This is a genomic window from Burkholderia sp. SCN-KJ (assembly GCF_024656005.1).
Classification (GTDB): domain Bacteria; phylum Pseudomonadota; class Gammaproteobacteria; order Burkholderiales; family Burkholderiaceae; genus Burkholderia.
In genome coordinates, this window is record NZ_JANKOG010000008.1 from 290,385 (window position 1) to 309,801 (window position 19,417).

Sequence of the window (19,417 nt, forward strand, 5' to 3'; positions counted from 1 at the left end):
CCAATAATCCTGATTCGATGGGGTTTTCCTGCATTGCAACCAATTTTTAGACGCGGCTAAGCGCAGCGATAGCAACCGGGTTGCACCATTGATGCGAACAATGGTTGCGTCGCGTTTTCGCGACGCAAAAAAAAGCGCGCCGGGAGGCGCGCTTCGGGGTATCGCAGGGTGCGATGCGGCAATCAGGCGGCGGGCGGCAGGTTGAGCCCGCGCGGCAGCGGAAACGACACGTTTTCCTCGATGCCGTCAAGCGCACGCACATTGCGCACGCCGAGTTCGCGCAGCCGCGCGATCACCGCCTGGGCGAGCACTTCCGGCGCCGATGCGCCAGCCGTCACGCCGATCCGGCGCTTGCCTGCGACCCAGGCCGGATCGATCTGGTCGGGTGCATCGACCATGTACGCGGCCACGCCGCGCTTCTCCGCCACTTCGCGCAGGCGGCTCGAATTCGAGCTGTTCGGGCTGCCGACGACGATCACGACATCGCACTGCGGCGCCATGAATTTCACCGCATCCTGGCGGTTCTGCGTCGCGTAGCAGATGTCCTGCTTCTTCGGCTCGCGGATCATCGGATACTTCGCCTTCAGCGCACCGATGATCTCGGCCGCGTCGTCGACGGACAGCGTCGTCTGCGTGACGAGCGCGATGCGCTCGGGATCGGCGAGTGCGAGCTTCTGCACGTCCTCGACGCTTTCGACGAGATGCATGCCGCGCTCGACCTGCCCCATCGTGCCTTCGACTTCCGGGTGACCCTTGTGGCCGATCATCACGATGTCGACGCCATCCTGGCGCATCTTCGCCACTTCAACGTGCACCTTCGTGACGAGCGGACAGGTGGCGTCGTAAATGCGCAATCCGCGCACGTCCGCCTCGTCGCGCACGGCCTTCGACACGCCGTGCGCGCTGAAGATCACAGTGTTGCCGGCCGGCACTTCCTCGAGCTCCTCGACGAAGATCGCGCCCTTCTTCTTCAGATCCTCGACCACGTACTTGTTGTGGACGATCTCGTGACGGACGTAGATCGGCGCACCGTGCATCGCGATCGCGCGCTCGACGATCTCGATTGCGCGATCGACCCCTGCGCAGAAGCCGCGCGGCTGGGCCAGCAGGATTTCGGCATCGGCGGCGACGGTCTGCCCGGACAGCGTATCGGTGGTGCTCATGATTACAGGATTCCGATGATTTTCACTTCGAACGTGAGCGCTTGGCCCGCGAGCGGATGATTGAAGTCGAACAGCGCCGAGGTTTCGCTGACTTCCTTCAGCACCCCTGCATAGCGGCCGCCGTCCGGCGCGTTGAATTCGATCAGTTCGCCCGGCGTGAAATCGTCGCCGACCATCCCGTTCTCGCGCAGCGTCGACAGCGTCACGCGCTGGAGCATGTCGGGATTGCGGGGACCGAACGCCTGCTCGGGCGTTAGCTGAAAAGTCGAATGGTCACCGACCCTGAGCCCGAGCAGAATCTGTTCCAGCGAGGGCGCCAGTTGCCCGGCGCCGAGCAGCAGCGTGGCGGGCTTGTCGGAGAAGGTGTTGACGATGTCGGCGCCGTCGGCCAGTGCCAGCCGGTAATGCAGCGTCACGTGGGAACCGGGCTTCACTTCGGATAGATCGATGATGCTCATGAATGACTCGTGTTCGTCGGCGCCCGAACTGGCCGAAAGGCCCGGCGCAAAGCCAATATTGTAAGTCACCTGAGCGCGCAAGGCTGAAAGTGCGACGACGTCGCGCACACGGCCGCCGCCAATGGAGTTTCGATCATGCCGTCATCCTCTCTCGCCGTCGCGCCGGCCGAATGCCGCGACACCGCCGACACACCGGCCGCTGCGCCGGGCCGCGTCGTCCCGATCCACCTGCGCAAGCGCCGCCCGGCCGACTGGCGCCCCGAGCGGCCGCGCGAACGGCTGCTGGAGCGCGGGCCCGCCGCACTGACCGACGACGAGCTGATCGCGCTGCTGCTCGGCACGGGCAAGCCCGGGCACGATGTGTTCGTCACCGCCCGCGCGCTGGTCAGGCAGTTCGGCACGTTGCGCGGTCTGCTCGAGGCGACCACCGGCGACTTCGAGATGCACCCCGGCATCGGTCCCGCGCGCTCCGCACGGCTCGTCGCGGTCACCGAGATCGCGCGGCGCATGCTGGAGGAGAAGGCGCAAGCGCGCCTGCAGATCGATTCGCCCGGCGCCGTCGAGGATTGCCTGCGGCTGAAGATCGGCTCGCGCCCGCACGAAGTATTCATTGCGGTGTACCTCGACGCCCGCAACGGCCTGATCGACATGGAGGAAATCACGCGCGGCTCGCTGACGCGCATGGCCGTCTATCCGCGCGAGGTCGTGCGCCGCGCACTGCAGCAGAACGCCGCGGCGCTGATCGTCGCGCACAATCATCCGTCGGGCGCGGTCCAGCCGAGCGCGGAGGACCGCCGCCTGACGCGCGTGCTGAAAGACGCGCTCGAACTCGTCGACGTGCGGCTGCTCGATCACGTCGTCGTCGGCACCAGCGATACATTTTCGTTCGCGCGCGCCGGTTGGCTGTAGACTGTGGCCCGGCGACCCGCCCCGGGGCCGCCGCAACGACGATGCGAAATTGGGTTTGATTTTTCTGAACTTTTTCTGCTAGAATCATCGTCTGTCTTTTTTCCAACCAGTTCTAGCCATCGAAGGGCCTTGTCTGTACAGGCTTCGGCGTTCTGAGTGCAGCCATGGATCACGTGGCGGTACGATGGAACCTTCATCGGCGATCGAACCCCGAATTTAGCGTATTAGGAGTGCTCTCATGGCACGCGTATGCCAAGTAACTGGGAAAGCGCCGATGAGCGGCAACAACGTTTCCCACGCCAACAACAAGACGAAGCGCCGCTTCCTCCCGAACCTGCAAAACCGCCGGTTCTGGGTTGAGAGCGAAAACCGCTGGGTGCGCCTGCGCGTCTCGAACGCCGGCCTGCGCCTGATCGACAAGAACGGCATCGATTCCGTGCTCGCTGACCTGCGCGCACGCGGCGAAGCCTAAGCCCAAGGAGCACAATCATGGCAAAAGGCGCACGCGACAAGATCAAGCTTGAGTCGACCGCTGGTACGGGTCATTTCTACACGACCACGAAGAACAAGCGCAACATGCCGGAAAAGATGGCGATCAAGAAGTTCGATCCCGTCGTCCGCAAGCATGTGGAATACAAAGAAACCAAGATCAAGTAATCTCCGGTTTCTGCCAGCCTGACGGCGACCGAAAAGCCCCGCACATGCGGGGCTTTTTGTTTTGCGCGGTTTCGCGCGCACGCTCGGGCCCGACGCGGTATGCTCTCCCCTTTCCGCGGCCAAGGCCGACGGAACGCAAAGATCTAAAGCTCTAAAGCGTAACGATGGAGATGCAGCATGAAATTCGACGTGGCGATCGTCGGCAGCGGCCTGGCAGGGCTGTCGGTCGCACTCAACCTGGCCAGCACGCGACGTGTCGCGCTGATCGCGAAACGTTCGATGATGGAGGGGGCAAGCGATAACGCGCAAGGCGGCATCGCGGCCGTCCTCGATTCGGCGGACAGCATCGAGAACCACGTCGACGACACGCTGGTCGCCGGCGGCGGGCTGTGCGACGAAGGCGCGACGCGCTACATCGTCGAGCACGGCCGCGAAGCGATCGAATGGCTGATCTCGCAGGGCGTGCCGTTCACGAAGGACGATGCGGCCGAACTCGGTTTCCACCTGACGCGCGAAGGCGGCCACAGCCACCGCCGGATCATCCACGCGGCCGACGCGACCGGCCATGCGGTGCTCGCGACGCTGTCCGACCGCGCACGCCAGCATCCGAACATCACGTTCTTCGAAAACCACCATGCGATCGACCTGATCACGTCGGACCGGCTTGGGCTGCCCGGCCGCCGCTGTCACGGGCTGTATGCGCTCGACGTCGACAACGACCGCACGATCACGATCGAGGCGCCGCACACGGTGCTCGCGACCGGCGGCGCCGGCAAGGTCTACCTGTACACGACGAACCCCGACACCGCGACCGGCGACGGCATCGCGATGGCGTGGCGCGCGGGCTGCCGCGTGTCGAACATGGAATTCATCCAGTTCCACCCGACCTGCCTGTTCCATCCGTATGCGAAGTCGTTCCTGATTTCGGAAGCCGTGCGCGGCGAAGGCGGCCTGCTCAAGCTGCCGGACGGCACGCGCTTCATGCCCGCCCACGATCCGCGCGCGGAACTCGCGCCGCGAGACATCGTCGCGCGCGCGATCGACTTCGAGATCAAGAAGCGCGGGATCGACTGCGTGTATCTCGACATCAGCCACCAGCCGGAAGCGTTCCTGCGCGAACACTTCCCGACGATCCATGCGCGCTGCCTCGAATTCGGCATCGACATCGCGAAGCAGCCGATTCCGGTCGTGCCGGCCGCGCACTACACGTGCGGCGGCGTCGTCACCGACCTCGCGGGGCGCACCGATCTCGCGGGCCTGTATGCGGTCGGCGAGACGTCGTACACGGGGCTGCACGGCGCGAACCGGCTCGCGAGCAATTCGCTGCTCGAATGCCTCGTGATCGGCCGCGCGGCGGCCGAGGCGATCGAAGCGGCCGGCTTCGACGCCGACACGCCGGCCACGCTGCCCGCATGGGACGAAAGCCGCGTGTCGGATGCGGACGAGGAAGTCGTCGTCGCGCACAACTGGGACGAACTGCGCCGGCTGATGTGGAACTATGTCGGCATCGTGCGCACCGACAAGCGTCTCGAACGTGCGAAGCACCGGTTGTCGCTGCTGCGCGACGAGATCCACGAGTACTACGCGAACTTCCGCGTGACGCGCGACCTGCTCGAACTGCGCAATCTCGTCGACGTCGCGACGCTGATCGTGAAGAGCGCGTACTCGCGCCGCGAAAGCCGCGGGCTGCATTACAGCCGCGACTGGCCGCACACGCTGCCGAAGGCGCTGCCGAGCGTGCTCACGCCCCGCTCGCGCCGCTGACCGGTACGCCCTTCCCGGCTGCAGCCGCACAAAAAAAGCCGCTGGCGTCATGCGCGCCAGCGGCTTTTTTCGTCAGACGGTATGTCGTGCGGTCAGTCGACGATCCGCATCGAGTAGTCGGTCGCGCGCACGTCCTTCGTCAGCGCGCCGATCGAGATGCGGTCGACGCCCGTCTCCGCGAACGTGCGCACCGTATCGAAATTGACGCCGCCCGACACTTCGAGCACGGCCTTGCCGGACGCGATACGCACTGCCTCGCGCATCATGTCGAGCGTGAAGTTGTCGAGCAGCACCGACTGCGCGCCATGCGCGAGCGCCGTGTCGAGCTGCGCGAGCGTCTCGACTTCGACCTGCACCGGCACGCCTGATTCGAGCGCGAACGCCGCATCGAGCGCTTCGCCGACACCGCCGGCAGCCGCGATGTGGTTTTCCTTGATCAGGATGCCGTCGTACAGCGCAAGACGCTGGTTCTCGCCGCCGCCGACCCGCACCGCGTACTTCTGCGCGAGCCGCAGGCCCGGCAGCGTCTTGCGCGTATCGAGGATCTGCGCGCGCGTGCCTTCGACGCGATCGACGTAACGACGCGTCGCGCTCGCGACGCCCGACAGCAGCTGCAGGAAGTTCAGTCCGTTGCGCTCGGCCGTCAACAGTGCGCGCGCCGGCCCTTCGATTTCGCAGACGGTCGAATCCGGCGTCATCCGGTCGCCTTCGCGATAGTGCCACTGCACGACGATCGACGGATCGATTCGCGCGATGACGGCCTCGAACCACGGCACGCCGCACAACACGGCTTCCTCGCGCACGATGATGCGTGCACGGCGCCGCTCGCCGGCCGGCACGAGCCGCCCGGTCTGGTCGCCAGTGCCGACGTCTTCGGCGATCGCATCGGCGACGTTGCGTGCGATCGCCTCGTCGAACGCCGCGCCGTATTGTGCGCGGACCGCTTCGAACAGCGGAGAGACTGCGCCGGTCATGCAGCCCCCACGTTCGCGAACAGTTGCTGATCGCGCTGCAGATCGCCGCTCGCTTGCACGCGCTTCTTGTGCGCCGCGGCGAAATCGAGCATCCGGTCGATCGGGAGACGCGCGCGCGCGCCGATCGCAGGATCGACGAAGATCTCGTTGTGACCGCGCTCGAGTACATCGGCGAGGTTCGCGAGGCCGTTCATCGCCATCCACGGGCAATGCGCGCAGCTCTTACAGGTCGCGCTGTTGCCGGCCGTCGGCGCGGCGATGAAGGTCTTGCCGGGCGCCGCGAGCTGCATCTTGTGCAGGATGCCGAGGTCGGTCGCGACGATGAAGTGCGTCGCGTCGAGCTTCACGGCGGCATCGATCAGCTGCGTCGTCGAGCCGACGACGTCCGCCTGCGCGACGACGTTTTCCGGCGACTCCGGATGCACGAGCACCTTCGCGTCCGGATATTCGGCACGCAGCAGGTCGAGCTCGATGCCCTTGAATTCGTCGTGGACGAGGCACGAACCCTGCCACAGCAGCATGTCCGCGCCGGTTTTCTTCTGGATGTAGCTGCCAAGATGGCGATCGGGTGCCCAGATGATCTTCTCGCCCCGCGCGTGCAGGTCCGCGACGATTTCGAGGCCGATCGACGACGTGACCATCCAGTCCGCGCGGGCCTTCACGGCGGCGCTGGTGTTCGCGTAGACGACGACGGTGCGGTCGGGATGCGCATCGCAGAACGCGGAGAATTCGTCGACCGGGCAACCGAGATCGAGCGAGCAGGTCGCGTCGAGATCGGGCATCAGTACGCGTTTGCCGGGGCTCAGGATCTTCGCGGTTTCGCCCATGAAACGTACGCCGGCGACGACGAGCGTCTGCGCGTCGTGGTCGCGGCCGAAACGGGCCATTTCGAGCGAATCGGCGACGCAGCCGCCGGTTTCGTCCGCCAGTTCCTGCAGCTCGGCATCCACGTAGTAGTGAGCGACGAGCACGGCCTTTTCACGTGCGAGCAGCGCCTTGATGCGCGCCTTCAGCGCGGCGCGCTCTTCGGCGGACGGCGCCTCGGGCACTTTGGCCCACGCTTGCCCGACGCCACAGACGGTTCCTGCCGAGACCGGCCGGTCGTACTCGACGGGTTTGATCGTCGATTGCATCTCCATATCTCCTGTCGGCCCGAGTTAGCGCTTTAGCACTTACTCGGGCCCCATGCTTCGCGGTCGGCCCGAGTTAGCGCTTTAGCGCTTGCTCCAGCCCCATGCTTCGCGGTTGGCCAGAGTTGGCGCTTTAGCGCTTACTCTGGTCCCATGCTTCGCGGTCGGCCAGAGTTGGCGCCCTAGCGCTTGCTCCAGCCCCATCCCTACGCTCGCCCCGGGGCGCCACGTCAGCGCTGCCCCGAGCCTCATACGAATTCCGGCGCTTCCGGTCGCCCTTCGAAAACCGGCCGCCCAAATGAAAAAACCCCGCCAACGCGGGGTTTGTGACGTCCTGAGATTCTAATCGATTTCGAATCAGGCGTAGCGACGCAGGCGCGTCGCGAATTCCTGCAGCGCCTTGATGCCGCTTTGTTCCGCGCGATGGCACCAATCCTGCAATTGCGCGAGCAGCTGTTCGCGCGACGCGGTCGAGCGATCCCAGATCGCGGCCAGATCCTGGCGCAGCTGGAAGTACGTGTGCAGCTTCTGGCTGTTCGCAAAGATCTCCGGCAGCAGCTTCTTCTGCGGCTCGTCGAGGCCGTCGGCGTCCTTGTGGAACCACTTGCGCGCACCGCGCATCAGCTGGTACTTCTCGCTCGAACCGAGTTCCTTCAGGTGCGCGAGCTCCTGGCGATAGGCACGCTTCACGGCCTTGCCGTAGCGCGCCATCACTTCGTAGCGGTTCGACAGCACGGCCTGCAGCGTTTCCTGGTCGAGCACCGTCTTCGGCTTGTTCAGGCGCGGCGTCGGTGCAACCTTCTTCACCTTCGCGAGACCGAATGCCGACATGATGCGGATGTACATCCAGCCGATGTCGAACTCGTACCACTTGTTCGACAGCTTCGCCGACGTCGCGAACGTGTGGTGGTTGTTGTGCAGCTCTTCGCCGCCGATCACGATGCCCCACGGGAACAGGTTCGTGCTCGCATCGGCCGAGTTGAAGTTGCGGTAGCCCCAGAAGTGGCCGAAGCCGTTCACGACACCCGCGGCCCAGAACGGAATCCAGACCATCTGCACGGCCCACACGGTCAGGCCGAGCACGCCGAACAGCGCGACGTCGATCACCATCATCAGGCTCACGCCGAGGATCGGGTACTTCGAGTACACATTGCGCTCGATCCAGTCATTCGGCGTGCCGTGGCTGAACTTGCGCATCGTTTCTTCGTTCTTCGCTTCCGCGCGATACAGCTCGGCGCCTTCGAGGAACACCTTCCAGATGCCGCGCGTCTGCGGGCTGTGCGGATCTTCCTCGGTTTCGCACTTCGCGTGGTGCTTGCGATGGATCGCGGCCCACTGGCCCGTCAGCATGCCGGTCGTCATCCACAGCCAGACGCGGAAGAAGTGACTCGCGATCGGGTGCAGCTCCAGCGCGCGGTGCGCCTGGCAGCGGTGCAGGTAGACCGTCACGCCGATGATCGTGACGTGCGTGACGGCAAGCGCGAACAGTGCGACCTGCCACCACGAGAAGCGCAGGAGCCCGTGGGAAAGAAAATCGAGCAGGGAATTCAACAAGGCAGTTACCTGTGGTGAGAGCGATGCCGGCGCAGGCCGACGTCAGAAAAATGAAAGCATACCGCGTGTAGACCGGAATTTTACTTCAACCGTTCCAAGTCTTTGTAAAAAATGAATATTCTCTTGTCTTGACGCAACGCGAACAGTCCATCGGCGGACCGGGAAAGCCACGCGATCCGGTTCTGGCCGCGGGCCCCGCTCGATTCGCGCCCGATTCGCGCCGGCGCGCCCCATCTACGCGGCCGACGCCCGCCCGTCCATCGACCGGCCATCGGCCACGGGCACGCCCTCGGCGACCACGCCCGTCGCGGCGAACCCCTCCGGCAAACCGACCACGCGCACTTCGCGCTGCGGGAACGGAATCGAGATCCCGTGCTCGCCGAACAGCCGCCAGATGTTGCGGTTCACGGACGAACGCACGCCCGACGTGCCCTTCGCCGCGTCCTCGATCCAGAAGCCGAGCTCCAGGTCGATCCCGTCCGCGCCGAAGCTGACCAGATACGGCGTCGGCGCCGGGTCCGCGAGCACGCGCGGCACGTCCTTCGCGGCTTCCGCGAGCACCGCGAGCGCCTGCTCGACGTCGCTGGTATAAGCAACCTGCACGGCGACCTTCGCGTAGCCGCGTGTCAGGTACGACGACTGGTTCTGCACGACGTCGGTGATCAGTTTCTCGTTCGGGATCAGCGTCTCGTTGCCGTCGAGACCGCGCACGACCGTATAGCGCGTACGGATCTGCGTGACGACGCCCTGGAGCCCGCCGACGCTGATCGCGTCGCCGAGCCGCAGCGAACGGTCGAGCAGGATGATGAAGCCCGACACGTAGTTGCTGGCGATCTTCTGCAGCCCGAAGCCGAGGCCGACACCGACCGCGCCGCCGAACACGCCGAGCACCGTCACGTCGATGCCGACGAGCGACAGCCCGATCAGGATCGCCGCGAACACGAGCAGCGCGCGGCCGACCCGCGACATCACGACCTTCAGGTTCGCGTCGAGCGTGGTGGCGCGCGCGAGGCGCTCCTCGAGCACCGAGCCCAGCCACATCGCGACCATCAGCGTCACGCACACCCACAGCGCGCCGGAGATCACCGACAGCAGCGTGAGGTGCGCATTCGCGACGCGGAACTGCACGCTGTCGAGCCAGCCGAGCACGTCGCGCTGGATCCCGAGCACGGTCAGCACCATCGCCGCCCACACGACGGTCGACACGATCTTCTCGACGATCGATAGCCACGCATGCGTGCGCCCGTCGCGCGCGAATACGCGCCGCGCAAAGAAGAACAGCACGTAGATCAGCCCGATGCCGAACAGCGGCACGAGCGCGAGCGACAGCAGCGACGTCGACATGAACGGATCGAACGCGAGCTGCGAGATCCCCACGAAGACGCCGCCGAACAGCGGAAACAACGCGCGCTTCAGGCTTTGCGCACCCGCGCCGGGCGCGCGCCCGGCCGCCCGGCGGTGCGCATCGATGCGCCCATGGACGAAGCGCGCTGCAACCCACGCGAAGCACAGCGCGCCGACGAGGATCGCCGCCTGCCAGATCATGACCGGCTGGTGGAAATCCCGGATCACCGATGCCAGCCGGTGCGACAGCAGGCGGCTCTGCAGATTCTCCATCGTCCGTGCGCCCTGCCGTTACTGCGCGGCGCGCCGTTCCAGCACCGCGGCGAAGAAGCCGTCGGTCGCATGGCGGTGCGGCCACAGCGACAGGTAGTCGCCGGTCTCGAGTTCGATGCGCTGGTCGGCCAGCACCTTCTGTGCGGGCACCAGCACGAAGTCCGGATGGTCGGCGAGGAACTGCTCGACGATCGCCTCGTTCTCCGCGTCGAGCACGCTGCAGGTCGCGTACACGAGCCGGCCGCCCTTCTTCACGAGACGCGCGGCGCTCGCGAGAATCGACGCCTGCTTCGGCGTGAGCTCCTCGATCGACGTGCGCGTCTGGCGCCACTTGAGGTCGGGGTTGCGGCGCAGCGTGCCGAGGCCGCTGCACGGCGCATCGACCAGCACGCGGTCGATCTTGCCCGCGAGCCGCTTGATCTTCGCGTCGTGCTCGCTGTCGATCAGCACCGGGTTCACGTTCGACAGCCCGCTGCGCGCGAGGCGCGGCTTCAGCTTCGTGAGGCGCTTTTCCGACACGTCGAACGCATAAAGGCGCCCGGTCGAGCGCATCATCGCGCCGAGCGCGAGCGTCTTGCCGCCGGCGCCCGCGCAGAAATCGACGACCATCTCGCCGCGGCGCGGCGCGACCAGCGAGCACAGCAGCTGGCTGCCTTCGTCCTGCACCTCGATCTGGCCTTCCTCGAACAGCTTCAGACGCGTGAGCGCCGGCTTGCCGACGACGCGCACGCCTTGCGGCGCGAACGGCGTCTCGCCCGCGTCGATGCCGTTCGCACGCAGCGCGTCGATCACCTGGTCGCGCGTCGCCTTCTGCGCGTTGGCGCGCAGGTCGAGCGGTGCCGGGTAGTTCAGCGCGGCGGCGAGCTGCGCGAGTTCCTCTGCGTCGAAACGGGCGGACAGCGCCTGGTAGATCCAGTCGGGCAGGTTGGTGCGCACGCGCACCGGCAGGCTCGCCGGATCGATCTTCGACACGTGCTCGAGCCACGCGGCCTCGGTGTCGGACACGAACGGCTTCAGCGCATTGCGGCCGAGCGTCTGCATCAGGCCGAGCAGCGTCAGGCGCCGCGCGGGGCTGCCCGTGCCGCTCTCGGCGAGGTGCGAGAACTCCATCTTCCGGCGCAGCACCGCGAACACCGCCTCGGCGATCACGCCGCGCTCGGCGTGGCCGAGCTTCGGGTGCGCGCGGAAGAACCGGCTCGTCGTCGCGTCGGCGGGGCCGGTGAACTTCAGCACCTCGGCCAGCAAGGTCTCGGTCTGGCCAATCAGGAATCCGTGCAGCTTCATACGCCCTCGCTCGTTTCGGTATGCGGTTGATCCGCGAAAATCCAGCGCGCCTCTTCCGGCGCGACCACTGCCCTGCCGTTCTCGAGGCGCAGGCGCCCCTCGACGAACCAGCGGACCGCACGCGGATACAGCACGTGCTCGACCGCCAGCACGCGCCGCGCGAGCGCGGCCGCGTCGTCGCCCGCGCGCACGGGCACCGCGCCCTGCGCGACGATCGCACCGCTGTCGAGTTCGGGAATCACGAAATGCACGCTCGCGCCATGCAGCGCGACGCCGGCATCCAGCGCCTGCTGGTGCGTGTGGATGCCCTTGAAGCTCGGCAGCAGCGACGGGTGGATGTTCAGCAGCCGGCCTTCGTATCGTCTGACGAAATCGGGCGTGAGGATGCGCATGAAGCCGGCAAGTACGACGAGATCGGGCGCGAAGCGGTCGATCTCGGCGGCGAGCGCCGCGTCGAAGCTGTCGCGGCCGTCGAACGAACGATGGTCGACCACCGCGGTCGCCACCCCGTGCGACGCGGCAAAAGCCAGGCCGGCCGCGTCGGGCCGGTTGGCGATCACGGCGGCGACCTCGGCCGGCCAGCGTTCCTGCGCGCACGCGCGGACGATGGCCTCCATGTTGCTGCCGCGACCGGAAATCAGGATCACGAGTTTTTTCATCCGCGAATTTTACCATTCGCCCCCGCGTTTCCCCCCTTCTCGGCCGCCGGGCCGCCCGAACGTTTATAATCTTCTGCTTTGCGGCATCCCACCACCCATTCCCCGACGCTGCATCCGCTATCGTGAAAGTCTTCCGCGGCCTGCCCAACGCCGAGAGCCGCGCGCCGTGCGCGCTGACGATCGGCAACTTCGACGGTGTCCATCGCGGCCACCAGGCCCTGCTCGCGCGCGTGCGCGCGGCAGCGGACGCGCGCGGCCTGCCCGTGTGCGTGATGACCTTCGAGCCGCACCCGCGGGAATTCTTCAACCCGGCCGGCGCGCCGCCGCGCATCGCGATGCTGCGCGACAAGCTGGAAGCGCTGCGCGACCACGGCGTCGACCGTGTCGTCGTCGAACACTTCAACCATACGTTCGCAAGCCAGTCGCCGCAGGCGTTCGTCGAGCGCACGCTGGTGAACGGGCTGCACACGCGCTGGATGATGGTCGGCGACGATTTCTGCTACGGCGCGAAGCGCGCGGGCACCTTCGACACGCTGAAGGCGGCCGGCGAGCAGTACGGCTTCGAGGTCGAGCAGATGGGCACGGTCGCCGGCAGCGACGGCACGCGCATCTCCAGCTCGGGCGTGCGCACCGCGCTCGCGGCGGGCGATCTCGACGCGGCCGCGCAGGCGCTCGGCCACGGCTACGCGATCAGCGGCCACGTCGCGCACGGGCTGAAGCTCGGCCGCGACCTCGGCTTCCCGACCCTGAACCTGCCGATCGCGCACAAGCGGCCGGCGCTCGCGGGCATCTTCGTCGTGCAGGTGCACGGCCTGGGCCCCGCCCCGCTGCCGGGCGTCGCGAGCCTCGGGCTGCGCCCGACCGTCGACGATTCCGGCCGCGTGCTGCTCGAAGTCCACCTGCTCGACTGGCACGGCGACGCGTACGGCAAGCTGATCCGCGTCGAATTCCTGAAGAAGCTGCGCGACGAGGCGAAGTTCGACGATCTCGAGGCGCTGTCGCGCGCGATCGCGCTGGACGTCGCGAATGCGCGCGCGTACTTCGTCGAGCGCGACCGTGCGCCGGGCAGCCGCGCGACCGGCTTCTCGACCTCGGCGACCGACCGAATTAGCTGATCCGGCCGGCGGCGCCCCGCGCCGCATCCTCGCGCCGCCGACCCGCGCGCATCCCCGATTCACGACGCACGAGCGTCCCCCGATTTAGATAGCGATCCCATCATGAGCAACAAGAAAGCCGATTCGAAACCGCAGGCCAAGTATCCGGTCAACCTGCTCGACACGCCGTTCCCGATGCGCGGCGACCTGCCCAAGCGCGAGCCGCAGTGGGTCAAGGAATGGGAAGAGCGCGGCATCTACGAGAAGATCCGCGCGGCCAGCCAGGGCCGGCCGAAGTTCATCCTGCACGACGGCCCGCCGTATGCGAACGGCGACATCCACCTCGGTCACGCGGTCAACAAGATCCTGAAGGACATCGTCGTCAAGTCGCGCAACATGGCCGGCTTCGACGCGCCGTACGTGCCGGGCTGGGATTGCCACGGGATGCCGATCGAGATCCAGATCGAGAAGCAGTTCGGCAAGTCGCTGCCGGCGGCCGAAGTGATGAGCAAGGCGCGCGCGTACGCGACCGAGCAGATCGAGAAGCAGAAGGTCGGCTTCAAGCGTCTCGGCGTGCTCGGCGACTGGGCGAACCCGTACAAGACGATGAACTTCGTCAACGAAGCGGAAGAGATCCGCGCGCTCGGCAAGATCATCGAGAAGGGCTACGTGTATCGCGGGCTGAAGCCGGTGAACTGGTGCTTCGACTGCGGCTCGGCACTCGCCGAGGCGGAAGTCGAGTACAAGGATCGCACCGACCCGACGATCGACGTGATGTTCGCGTTCGCGGAACCGGAAAAGACCGCGCAGGCGTTCGGCCTGCCGGCACTGCCGCGCGCCGAGGGCGGCATCGTGATCTGGACCACCACGCCGTGGACGATTCCCGCCAACCAGGCGCTGAACCTCCATCCGGAAATCGTCTACGCGCTGGTCGACACCGAGCGCGGGCTGCTGATCATCGCTGAAGAACGCGTCGAAGCCTGCATGGCCGACTTCAAGCTGACCGGCCGCGTCGTCGCGACCACGCCGGGCGTGAAGCTCGCGAACCTGCGCTTCCACCACCCGCTCGCATCGGCCCACCCCGGCTACAAGCGCACCGCGCCCGTCTACCTCGGCGACTACGTGACGACCGACACCGGTACCGGCGTCGTGCACTCGTCGCCCGCATACGGCATCGAGGACTTCCAGTCGTGCAAGGCACACGGGATGACCGATTCGGACTTCATCAACCCGGTGATGGGCGACGGCCGCTACATCGAATCGCTGCCGCTGTTCGGCGGCCTGTCGATCTGGGACGCGAACCCGAAGATCGTCGAGGCGCTGAACGCGGCCGGCTCGCTGCTGCGCAGCGAGAAGTACACGCACAGCTACATGCACTGCTGGCGCCACAAGACGCCGATCATCTACCGCGCGACGTCGCAGTGGTTCGCCGGCATGGACGTGACGCCGAACGACGACGGCAAGACGCTGCGCGAAACCGCGCTCGAAGGCGTCGAGGCGACCGCCTTCTACCCGTCGTGGGGCAAGCAGCGCCTGTTCAGCATGATCGCGAACCGGCCCGACTGGACGCTGTCGCGCCAGCGCCAGTGGGGCGTGCCGATGGCGTTCTTCGTGCACAAGGAAACCGGCGAGCTGCACCCGCGCACGCTCGAGCTGCTCGAGGAAGTCGCGAAACGCGTCGAGCAGTCGGGCATCGAGGCGTGGCAGACGCTCGATCCGCGCGAGCTGATCGGCGACGACGCGAACCTGTACGAAAAGAACCGCGACACGCTCGACGTGTGGTTCGACTCGGGCACGACGCACTGGCACGTGCTGCGCGGCTCGCACAAGGATCAGCTGCAGTTCCCGGCCGACCTGTACCTCGAAGGCTCGGACCAGCACCGCGGCTGGTTCCATTCGTCGCTGCTGACCGCATCGATGATCGACGGCCGCGCGCCGTACAAGGGCCTGCTCACGCACGGCTTCACGGTCGACGGCGAAGGCCGCAAGATGAGCAAGTCGCTCGGCAACGGCGTCGATCCGCATGAAGTCGCGAACCGTCTCGGCGCGGAAATCATCCGCCTGTGGATCGCGTCGACCGACTATTCGGGCGAACTGGCGATCTCCGAGGAAATCCTGAAGCGCGTGACCGAAGGCTATCGCCGCATCCGCAACACGCTGCGCTTCCTGCTCGCGAACCTGTCGGACTTCGACTTCGCGCAGCATGCAGTGCCGGTGGAGGAATGGCTCGAGATCGATCGTTATGCGGTCGCGTTCTCGCAGCAGCTGCAGACGGAACTGCTCGGCCACTACGAGAAGTACGAATTCCACCCGGTCGTCGCGAAGCTGCAGACGTACTGCTCGGAAGATCTCGGCGGCTTCTACCTCGACGTGCTGAAGGACCGCCTGTACACGAGCGCGGCCGATTCGCGCGCCCGCCGCTCCGCACAGACCGCGCTGTACCACCTGACGCACGGCCTGCTGCGCGTGCTCGCGCCGTTCCTGTCGTTCACGGCGGAAGAAGCGTGGAAGGTGTTCCAGCCGGCCAGCGACACGATCTTCACGGAAACCTACTATGCGTATCCGGAAGTCGCCGGCTCGACCGCGCTGATCGAGAAGTGGGCACTGCTGCGCGATGTGCGCGGCAACGTGACGAAGGCGCTCGAGGAGGCGCGCACCGCGAACCGCATCGGTTCGTCGCTGCAGGCCGAAGTCACCGTGCATGCGAGCGGCGCGCGTTACAACGCGCTCACGAGCCTCGGCGATGATCTCAAGTTCGTGCTGATCACGTCGGCCGCGACGGTCGTCAAGGTCGAGGACGAAGCGCAGGAAAGCGTCGACGTGGCCGCGTCGAAGTACCAGAAGTGCGAACGCTGCTGGCACTACCGCGAGGACGTCGGCGCGCACGCCGATCATCCGACGCTGTGCGGCCGCTGCTTCTCGAACCTGTTTGAAAACGGCGAAATCCGGAGCGCTGCGTAAATATGGCGAAAACCCTGTCGAAACCGACCAGCGGCGCGCTCGCGCCCTGGCTCGGCATTTCGCTGATCGTGATCCTGTTCGACCAGCTGTCGAAGATCGCGATCCTGAAAACGTTCGCGTACGGCGCGCAGCATGTGCTGACGTCGTTCTTCAACCTCGTGCTGGTGTACAACCGCGGCGCCGCGTTCGGCTTCCTGTCGACCGCGAGCGGCTGGCAGCGCTGGGCGTTCACCGCGCTCGGCGTCGGCGCAACGCTCGTGATCTGCTTCCTGCTGAAGCGCCACGGCCACCAGCGGCTGTTCAGCGTGTCGCTCGCGCTGATCCTCGGCGGCGCGCTCGGCAACGTGATCGACCGGTTGATCTACGGCCACGTGATCGACTTTCTCGATTTCCACCTCGGCGACTGGCACTTCCCGGCGTTCAACCTCGCCGATTCCGCGATCACGATCGGCGCGGTGCTGCTGATCTACGACGAACTGCGTCGCGTGCGCGGCTCGCGCTGAGCGCGCATACTCGGTGTCGACGGCCGGCTTCGTGCCGGTCGTTCCGTTTGACCCTTGGAGGCCTGAGTTGGCACACGCAGAACTCGCAGGAAAACACCTCGTTCTCGGCCTGACGGGCGGCATCGCCTGCTACAAGATCGCCGAGCTCACCCGGCTGCTGACGAAGGCAGGCGCGACCGTACAGGTCGCGATGACCGAAGCCGCCACGCAGTTCATCACGCCCGTCACGATGCAGGCGCTGTCCGGCCGGCCCGTCTACATGAGCCAGTGGGACGCGCGCATCGGCAACAACATGGCGCACATCGACCTGTCGCGCGAAGCCGACGCGATCGTGATCGCGCCCGCGTCGACGGATTTCCTCGCGAAGCTCGCGCACGGATTCGCGGACGACCTGCTGTCGACGCTATGCGTCGCGCGCGACTGTCCGCTGCTCGTCGTGCCCGCGATGAACCGCCAGATGTGGCAGAACCCGGCCACGCAACGCAATGCCGCGCAACTGCGCGCCGACGGCGTGTCGGTGCTCGGCCCCGATTCGGGCGCGCAGGCGTGCGGCGAAGTCGGCGACGGCCGCATGCTCGAGCCCGAGGCGATCTACGAGGCAATCGTCGCGCACTTCGCGCCGAAGGTGCTCGCGCACCGCCGCGTGCTGATCACGGCCGGCCCGACGTTCGAGCCGCTCGATCCGGTGCGCGGCCTCACGAACCGCTCGAGCGGCAAGATGGGCTTCGCGCTCGCGCGCGCCGCGCAGCAGGCCGGCGCCGACGTGCATCTCGTCGCGGGGCCGGTCGCGCTCGACACGCCGTGGGGCGTGTACCGCCAGGACGTGCAGACCGCGCAGCAGATGTACGACGCGGTGATGCAGGCGGTGTCCGACGCCGACATCTTCATCGCGGTGGCCGCGGTCGCCGACTGGCGCGTCGATCAGCCGGCCGAGCACAAGATGAAGAAGACGGCCGACCGCAAGATGCCGGCGCTCGCGTTCGTCGAGAACCCCGACATCCTCGCATCGGTCGCGGCGCTGCCCGATCCGCCGTATTGCGTCGGCTTCGCGGCCGAAAGCGGCGACCTCGACGTGCACGGCGACGAGAAGCGCAAGCGCAAGAACGTGCCGCTCCTGGTCGGCAACCTCGGCCCGCTGACGTTCGGCCGCGACGACAACGAAGTCGTGCTGTTCGAGGCAGCCGGCCTCACGCGCCTGCCGCGCGCGCCGAAGGACGAACTCGCGCACGTGCTCGTCGCGGAAATCGCGAAGCGCCTGCCGGACAACCGCCTGATCTGATTACCCGCGCGGCGGCCCGCGCCGCCGCGCCCTTCCCGACCGATTCGACGACCGCATGAAACTCGACCTGAAGATTCTCGACGCGCGCATGCGCGACTACCTGCCCGCCTACGCGACCACCGGCAGCGCGGGCCTCGACCTGCGCGCGTGTCTCGACGCGCCCGTCACGCTGCAGCCGGGCGAAACGACGCTGGTGCCGACGGGCCTCGCGATCCATCTCGAAGACCCCGGCTACGCAGCGCTGATCCTGCCGCGCTCGGGCCTCGGCCACAAGCACGGGATCGTGCTCGGCAACCTCGTCGGCCTGATTGATTCCGACTACCAGGGCCAGCTGATGGTGTCGACGTGGAACCGCGGCCAGACCGAGTTCGTGCTGAACCCGTTCGAGCGGCTCGCGCAGCTCGTGATCGTGCCGGTCGTGCAGGCGCAGTTCAACATCGTCGACGACTTCGCGCAAAGCGATCGCGGCGAAAGCGGCTTCGGCAGCACCGGCCGTCACTGAACGGCGCAACGCAAAAAGGGGCCTCGCGGCCCCTTTTCTTTTTCCGATTCAGTGTGACTAAGCTCACCGCTCGGCCGTCTGCGCGATCCGCGCGGGTACGAGTTCGCGGCGCCGCGCCTGCGCGATGCTCGCGTAGATCACCAGCGCGACCAGCACGCCGAGCAGCACCGCCGACGAGCCGACCGTGCCGAGCGCGAGTCCGCCCTTGGCGACCGGTTTCGTCAGCAGGTCGCCGACCGTCGCCCCGAACGGACGCGTGAGCACGAACGCCGCCCAGAACAGCAGCACGCCGGAAATGCGCGTGAAGTAGTGCGCGAGCACGATCGCCGCGAGCAGCCCGCCGATCAGCAGCGCGCCGCCGCCGAAGCCGAGGCCCGAGCTGTCCGCGAGGAAATCGCCGAGCGCGGTGCCGAGCGTGTTCGAGAACAGGATCGCGATCCAGTACAGCAGCTCGACCTTGCGCGTGCGGATCAGGTCGACCGACAGCGATTCGCCGCTCAGGCGCCACACCGTGAAGATCGCCAGCAGGATCGCGACGAGGATCGACGAGCCGGCCGCGTAGCCGAGGCCGAGCGTGCGGTCCATGAAGTCGGACATCGTCGTGCCCGCCGTGCTCGTCGCGACGATCACGGCCCAGTAGATCGCCGGGCGATATTGCGTCGTCCTGAGCTGCGCGCCGAGCGTGACGAGAAAGAAACCGAACAGCAGGATCGAGCTCACCGCATAGCCGACGTTCAGCGTCATCGAGAGCAGGTCGCCGCCGGTTTCGCCGAGCGTCGTCGCGCAGATCTTCATGATCCAGAACGCGAGCGTGATTTCGGGAAGTTTGTTCATTCGAACCCCTTTTACAGATGGCGACGGGCGGGCGTGCGCCGGCCCGGATCGCGGACAGGTTCGAATGTACTCGCC

General features: G+C 66.6%; 18 protein-coding genes. 9 read left to right on the forward strand and 9 right to left on the reverse strand.

The genetic code is table 11. From position 1 onward, the window contains the following. Window positions 1-182: 182 nt before the first annotated feature. Both ispH and NQV17_RS16240 read right to left on the reverse strand, forming a co-directional pair. Window positions 183-1,163, reverse strand: a complete 981-nt coding sequence (ispH, locus tag NQV17_RS16235) for a 4-hydroxy-3-methylbut-2-enyl diphosphate reductase (protein ID WP_257773001.1) — start codon at window positions 1,161-1,163, stop codon at window positions 183-185. A 2-nt stretch (window positions 1,164-1,165) separates the two neighbouring features. Next, window positions 1,166-1,621, reverse strand: a complete 456-nt coding sequence (locus NQV17_RS16240) for a peptidylprolyl isomerase (RefSeq protein ID WP_121859565.1) — start codon at window positions 1,619-1,621, stop codon at window positions 1,166-1,168. 135 nt (window positions 1,622-1,756) lie between these two features. Between NQV17_RS16240 and radC the strand changes: the two genes are divergently transcribed. The 4 genes from radC to nadB all read left to right on the forward strand — a co-directional run bounded on the left by radC (window position 1,757) and on the right by nadB (window position 4,951). Further along, window positions 1,757-2,530, forward strand: a complete 774-nt coding sequence (gene radC, locus NQV17_RS16245; protein ID WP_257773002.1) for a DNA repair protein RadC — start codon at window positions 1,757-1,759, stop codon at window positions 2,528-2,530. A 238-nt stretch (window positions 2,531-2,768) separates the two neighbouring features. Next, window positions 2,769-3,002: a 50S ribosomal protein L28 gene (gene rpmB, locus NQV17_RS16250; protein WP_004186391.1), complete on the forward strand. Its 234-nt coding sequence runs from the start codon at window positions 2,769-2,771 to the stop codon at window positions 3,000-3,002. Between the two features lie 17 nt (window positions 3,003-3,019). Then, a complete protein-coding gene (gene rpmG / locus NQV17_RS16255) occupies window positions 3,020-3,187 on the forward strand; it encodes a 50S ribosomal protein L33 (protein WP_006478046.1) in 168 nt (55 codons plus the stop codon). 177 nt (window positions 3,188-3,364) lie between these two features. After that, window positions 3,365-4,951, forward strand: coding sequence for an L-aspartate oxidase (gene nadB / locus NQV17_RS16260; RefSeq protein WP_257773003.1), 1,587 nt, complete (start codon window positions 3,365-3,367; stop codon window positions 4,949-4,951). A gap of 92 nt (window positions 4,952-5,043) precedes the next feature. Here nadB and nadC read toward each other — a convergent pair whose 3' ends face one another. The 6 genes from nadC to purN form a co-directional block, all read right to left on the reverse strand. Then, window positions 5,044-5,925, reverse strand: a complete 882-nt coding sequence (gene nadC, locus NQV17_RS16265; RefSeq protein ID WP_257773004.1) for a carboxylating nicotinate-nucleotide diphosphorylase — start codon at window positions 5,923-5,925, stop codon at window positions 5,044-5,046. After that, complete coding sequence (nadA, locus tag NQV17_RS16270; protein WP_044845643.1) at window positions 5,922-7,058, reverse strand: quinolinate synthase NadA; 1,137 nt, start codon at window positions 7,056-7,058, stop codon at window positions 5,922-5,924. Before nadA ends, nadC begins: the two co-directional genes overlap by 4 nt. Before the next feature lie 354 nt (window positions 7,059-7,412). Beyond that, on the reverse strand, window positions 7,413-8,609 hold the full coding sequence (locus NQV17_RS16275; protein WP_257773005.1) for an acyl-CoA desaturase: 1,197 nt from the start codon (window positions 8,607-8,609) through the stop codon (window positions 7,413-7,415). A 234-nt stretch (window positions 8,610-8,843) separates the two neighbouring features. After that, on the reverse strand, window positions 8,844-10,226 hold the full coding sequence (locus NQV17_RS16280; RefSeq protein WP_374692718.1) for a mechanosensitive ion channel family protein: 1,383 nt from the start codon (window positions 10,224-10,226) through the stop codon (window positions 8,844-8,846). Between the two features lie 18 nt (window positions 10,227-10,244). Further along, the gene (locus NQV17_RS16285; protein WP_044845593.1) at window positions 10,245-11,510 is read right to left on the reverse strand and encodes an RsmB/NOP family class I SAM-dependent RNA methyltransferase; all 1,266 of its coding nucleotides are present in this window, start codon (window positions 11,508-11,510) and stop codon (window positions 10,245-10,247) included. Continuing rightward, window positions 11,507-12,169, reverse strand: a complete 663-nt coding sequence (gene purN / locus NQV17_RS16290) for a phosphoribosylglycinamide formyltransferase (RefSeq protein WP_257773006.1) — start codon at window positions 12,167-12,169, stop codon at window positions 11,507-11,509. Before purN ends, NQV17_RS16285 begins: the two co-directional genes overlap by 4 nt. A 122-nt stretch (window positions 12,170-12,291) precedes the next feature. Here purN and NQV17_RS16295 point away from each other — a divergent pair, with 122 nt between their 5' ends. From NQV17_RS16295 to dut, 5 genes are all read left to right on the forward strand, one after another. After that, entirely contained in the window at window positions 12,292-13,284 is a 993-nt protein-coding gene (locus tag NQV17_RS16295; protein ID WP_257773007.1) for a bifunctional riboflavin kinase/FAD synthetase, read from the forward strand. Window positions 13,285-13,386: 102 nt separating this feature from the next. After that, window positions 13,387-16,224, forward strand: coding sequence for an isoleucine--tRNA ligase (gene ileS, locus NQV17_RS16300; RefSeq protein ID WP_257773008.1), 2,838 nt, complete (start codon window positions 13,387-13,389; stop codon window positions 16,222-16,224). 2 nt (window positions 16,225-16,226) lie between these two features. Beyond that, on the forward strand, window positions 16,227-16,727 hold the full coding sequence (gene lspA / locus NQV17_RS16305) for a signal peptidase II (RefSeq protein ID WP_257773010.1): 501 nt from the start codon (window positions 16,227-16,229) through the stop codon (window positions 16,725-16,727). A 67-nt stretch (window positions 16,728-16,794) separates the two neighbouring features. Beyond that, window positions 16,795-18,006, forward strand: coding sequence for a bifunctional phosphopantothenoylcysteine decarboxylase/phosphopantothenate--cysteine ligase CoaBC (coaBC, locus tag NQV17_RS16310; RefSeq protein ID WP_257773011.1), 1,212 nt, complete (start codon window positions 16,795-16,797; stop codon window positions 18,004-18,006). Between the two features lie 55 nt (window positions 18,007-18,061). Further along, complete coding sequence (dut, locus tag NQV17_RS16315; RefSeq protein ID WP_257773012.1) at window positions 18,062-18,508, forward strand: dUTP diphosphatase; 447 nt, start codon at window positions 18,062-18,064, stop codon at window positions 18,506-18,508. A gap of 63 nt (window positions 18,509-18,571) precedes the next feature. Here dut and NQV17_RS16320 read toward each other — a convergent pair whose 3' ends face one another. Beyond that, on the reverse strand, window positions 18,572-19,342 hold the full coding sequence (locus tag NQV17_RS16320) for a membrane protein (protein WP_044845586.1): 771 nt from the start codon (window positions 19,340-19,342) through the stop codon (window positions 18,572-18,574). Between the last annotated feature and the right edge of the window lie 75 nt (window positions 19,343-19,417).

Excerpts from the sequence above, each read along its gene's own strand:
- ispH (WP_257773001.1), bottom strand. The coding sequence starts at position 1,163 with ATGAGCACCACCGATACGCTGTCCGGGCAGACCGTCGCCGCCGATGCC.
- NQV17_RS16240 (WP_121859565.1), bottom strand. The coding sequence starts at position 1,621 with ATGAGCATCATCGATCTATCCGAAGTGAAGCCCGGTTCCCACGTGACG.
- radC (WP_257773002.1), top strand. The coding sequence starts at position 1,757 with ATGCCGTCATCCTCTCTCGCCGTCGCGCCGGCCGAATGCCGCGACACC.
- rpmB (WP_004186391.1), top strand. The coding sequence starts at position 2,769 with ATGGCACGCGTATGCCAAGTAACTGGGAAAGCGCCGATGAGCGGCAAC.
- rpmG (WP_006478046.1), top strand. The coding sequence starts at position 3,020 with ATGGCAAAAGGCGCACGCGACAAGATCAAGCTTGAGTCGACCGCTGGT.
- nadB (WP_257773003.1), top strand. The coding sequence starts at position 3,365 with ATGAAATTCGACGTGGCGATCGTCGGCAGCGGCCTGGCAGGGCTGTCG.
- nadC (WP_257773004.1), bottom strand. The coding sequence starts at position 5,925 with ATGACCGGCGCAGTCTCTCCGCTGTTCGAAGCGGTCCGCGCACAATAC.
- nadA (WP_044845643.1), bottom strand. The coding sequence starts at position 7,058 with ATGCAATCGACGATCAAACCCGTCGAGTACGACCGGCCGGTCTCGGCA.
- NQV17_RS16280 (WP_374692718.1), bottom strand. The coding sequence starts at position 10,226 with ATGGAGAATCTGCAGAGCCGCCTGCTGTCGCACCGGCTGGCATCGGTG.
- NQV17_RS16285 (WP_044845593.1), bottom strand. The coding sequence starts at position 11,510 with ATGAAGCTGCACGGATTCCTGATTGGCCAGACCGAGACCTTGCTGGCC.
- purN (WP_257773006.1), bottom strand. The coding sequence starts at position 12,169 with ATGAAAAAACTCGTGATCCTGATTTCCGGTCGCGGCAGCAACATGGAG.
- ileS (WP_257773008.1), top strand. The coding sequence starts at position 13,387 with ATGAGCAACAAGAAAGCCGATTCGAAACCGCAGGCCAAGTATCCGGTC.
- lspA (WP_257773010.1), top strand. The coding sequence starts at position 16,227 with ATGGCGAAAACCCTGTCGAAACCGACCAGCGGCGCGCTCGCGCCCTGG.
- dut (WP_257773012.1), top strand. The coding sequence starts at position 18,062 with ATGAAACTCGACCTGAAGATTCTCGACGCGCGCATGCGCGACTACCTG.
- NQV17_RS16320 (WP_044845586.1), bottom strand. The coding sequence starts at position 19,342 with ATGAACAAACTTCCCGAAATCACGCTCGCGTTCTGGATCATGAAGATC.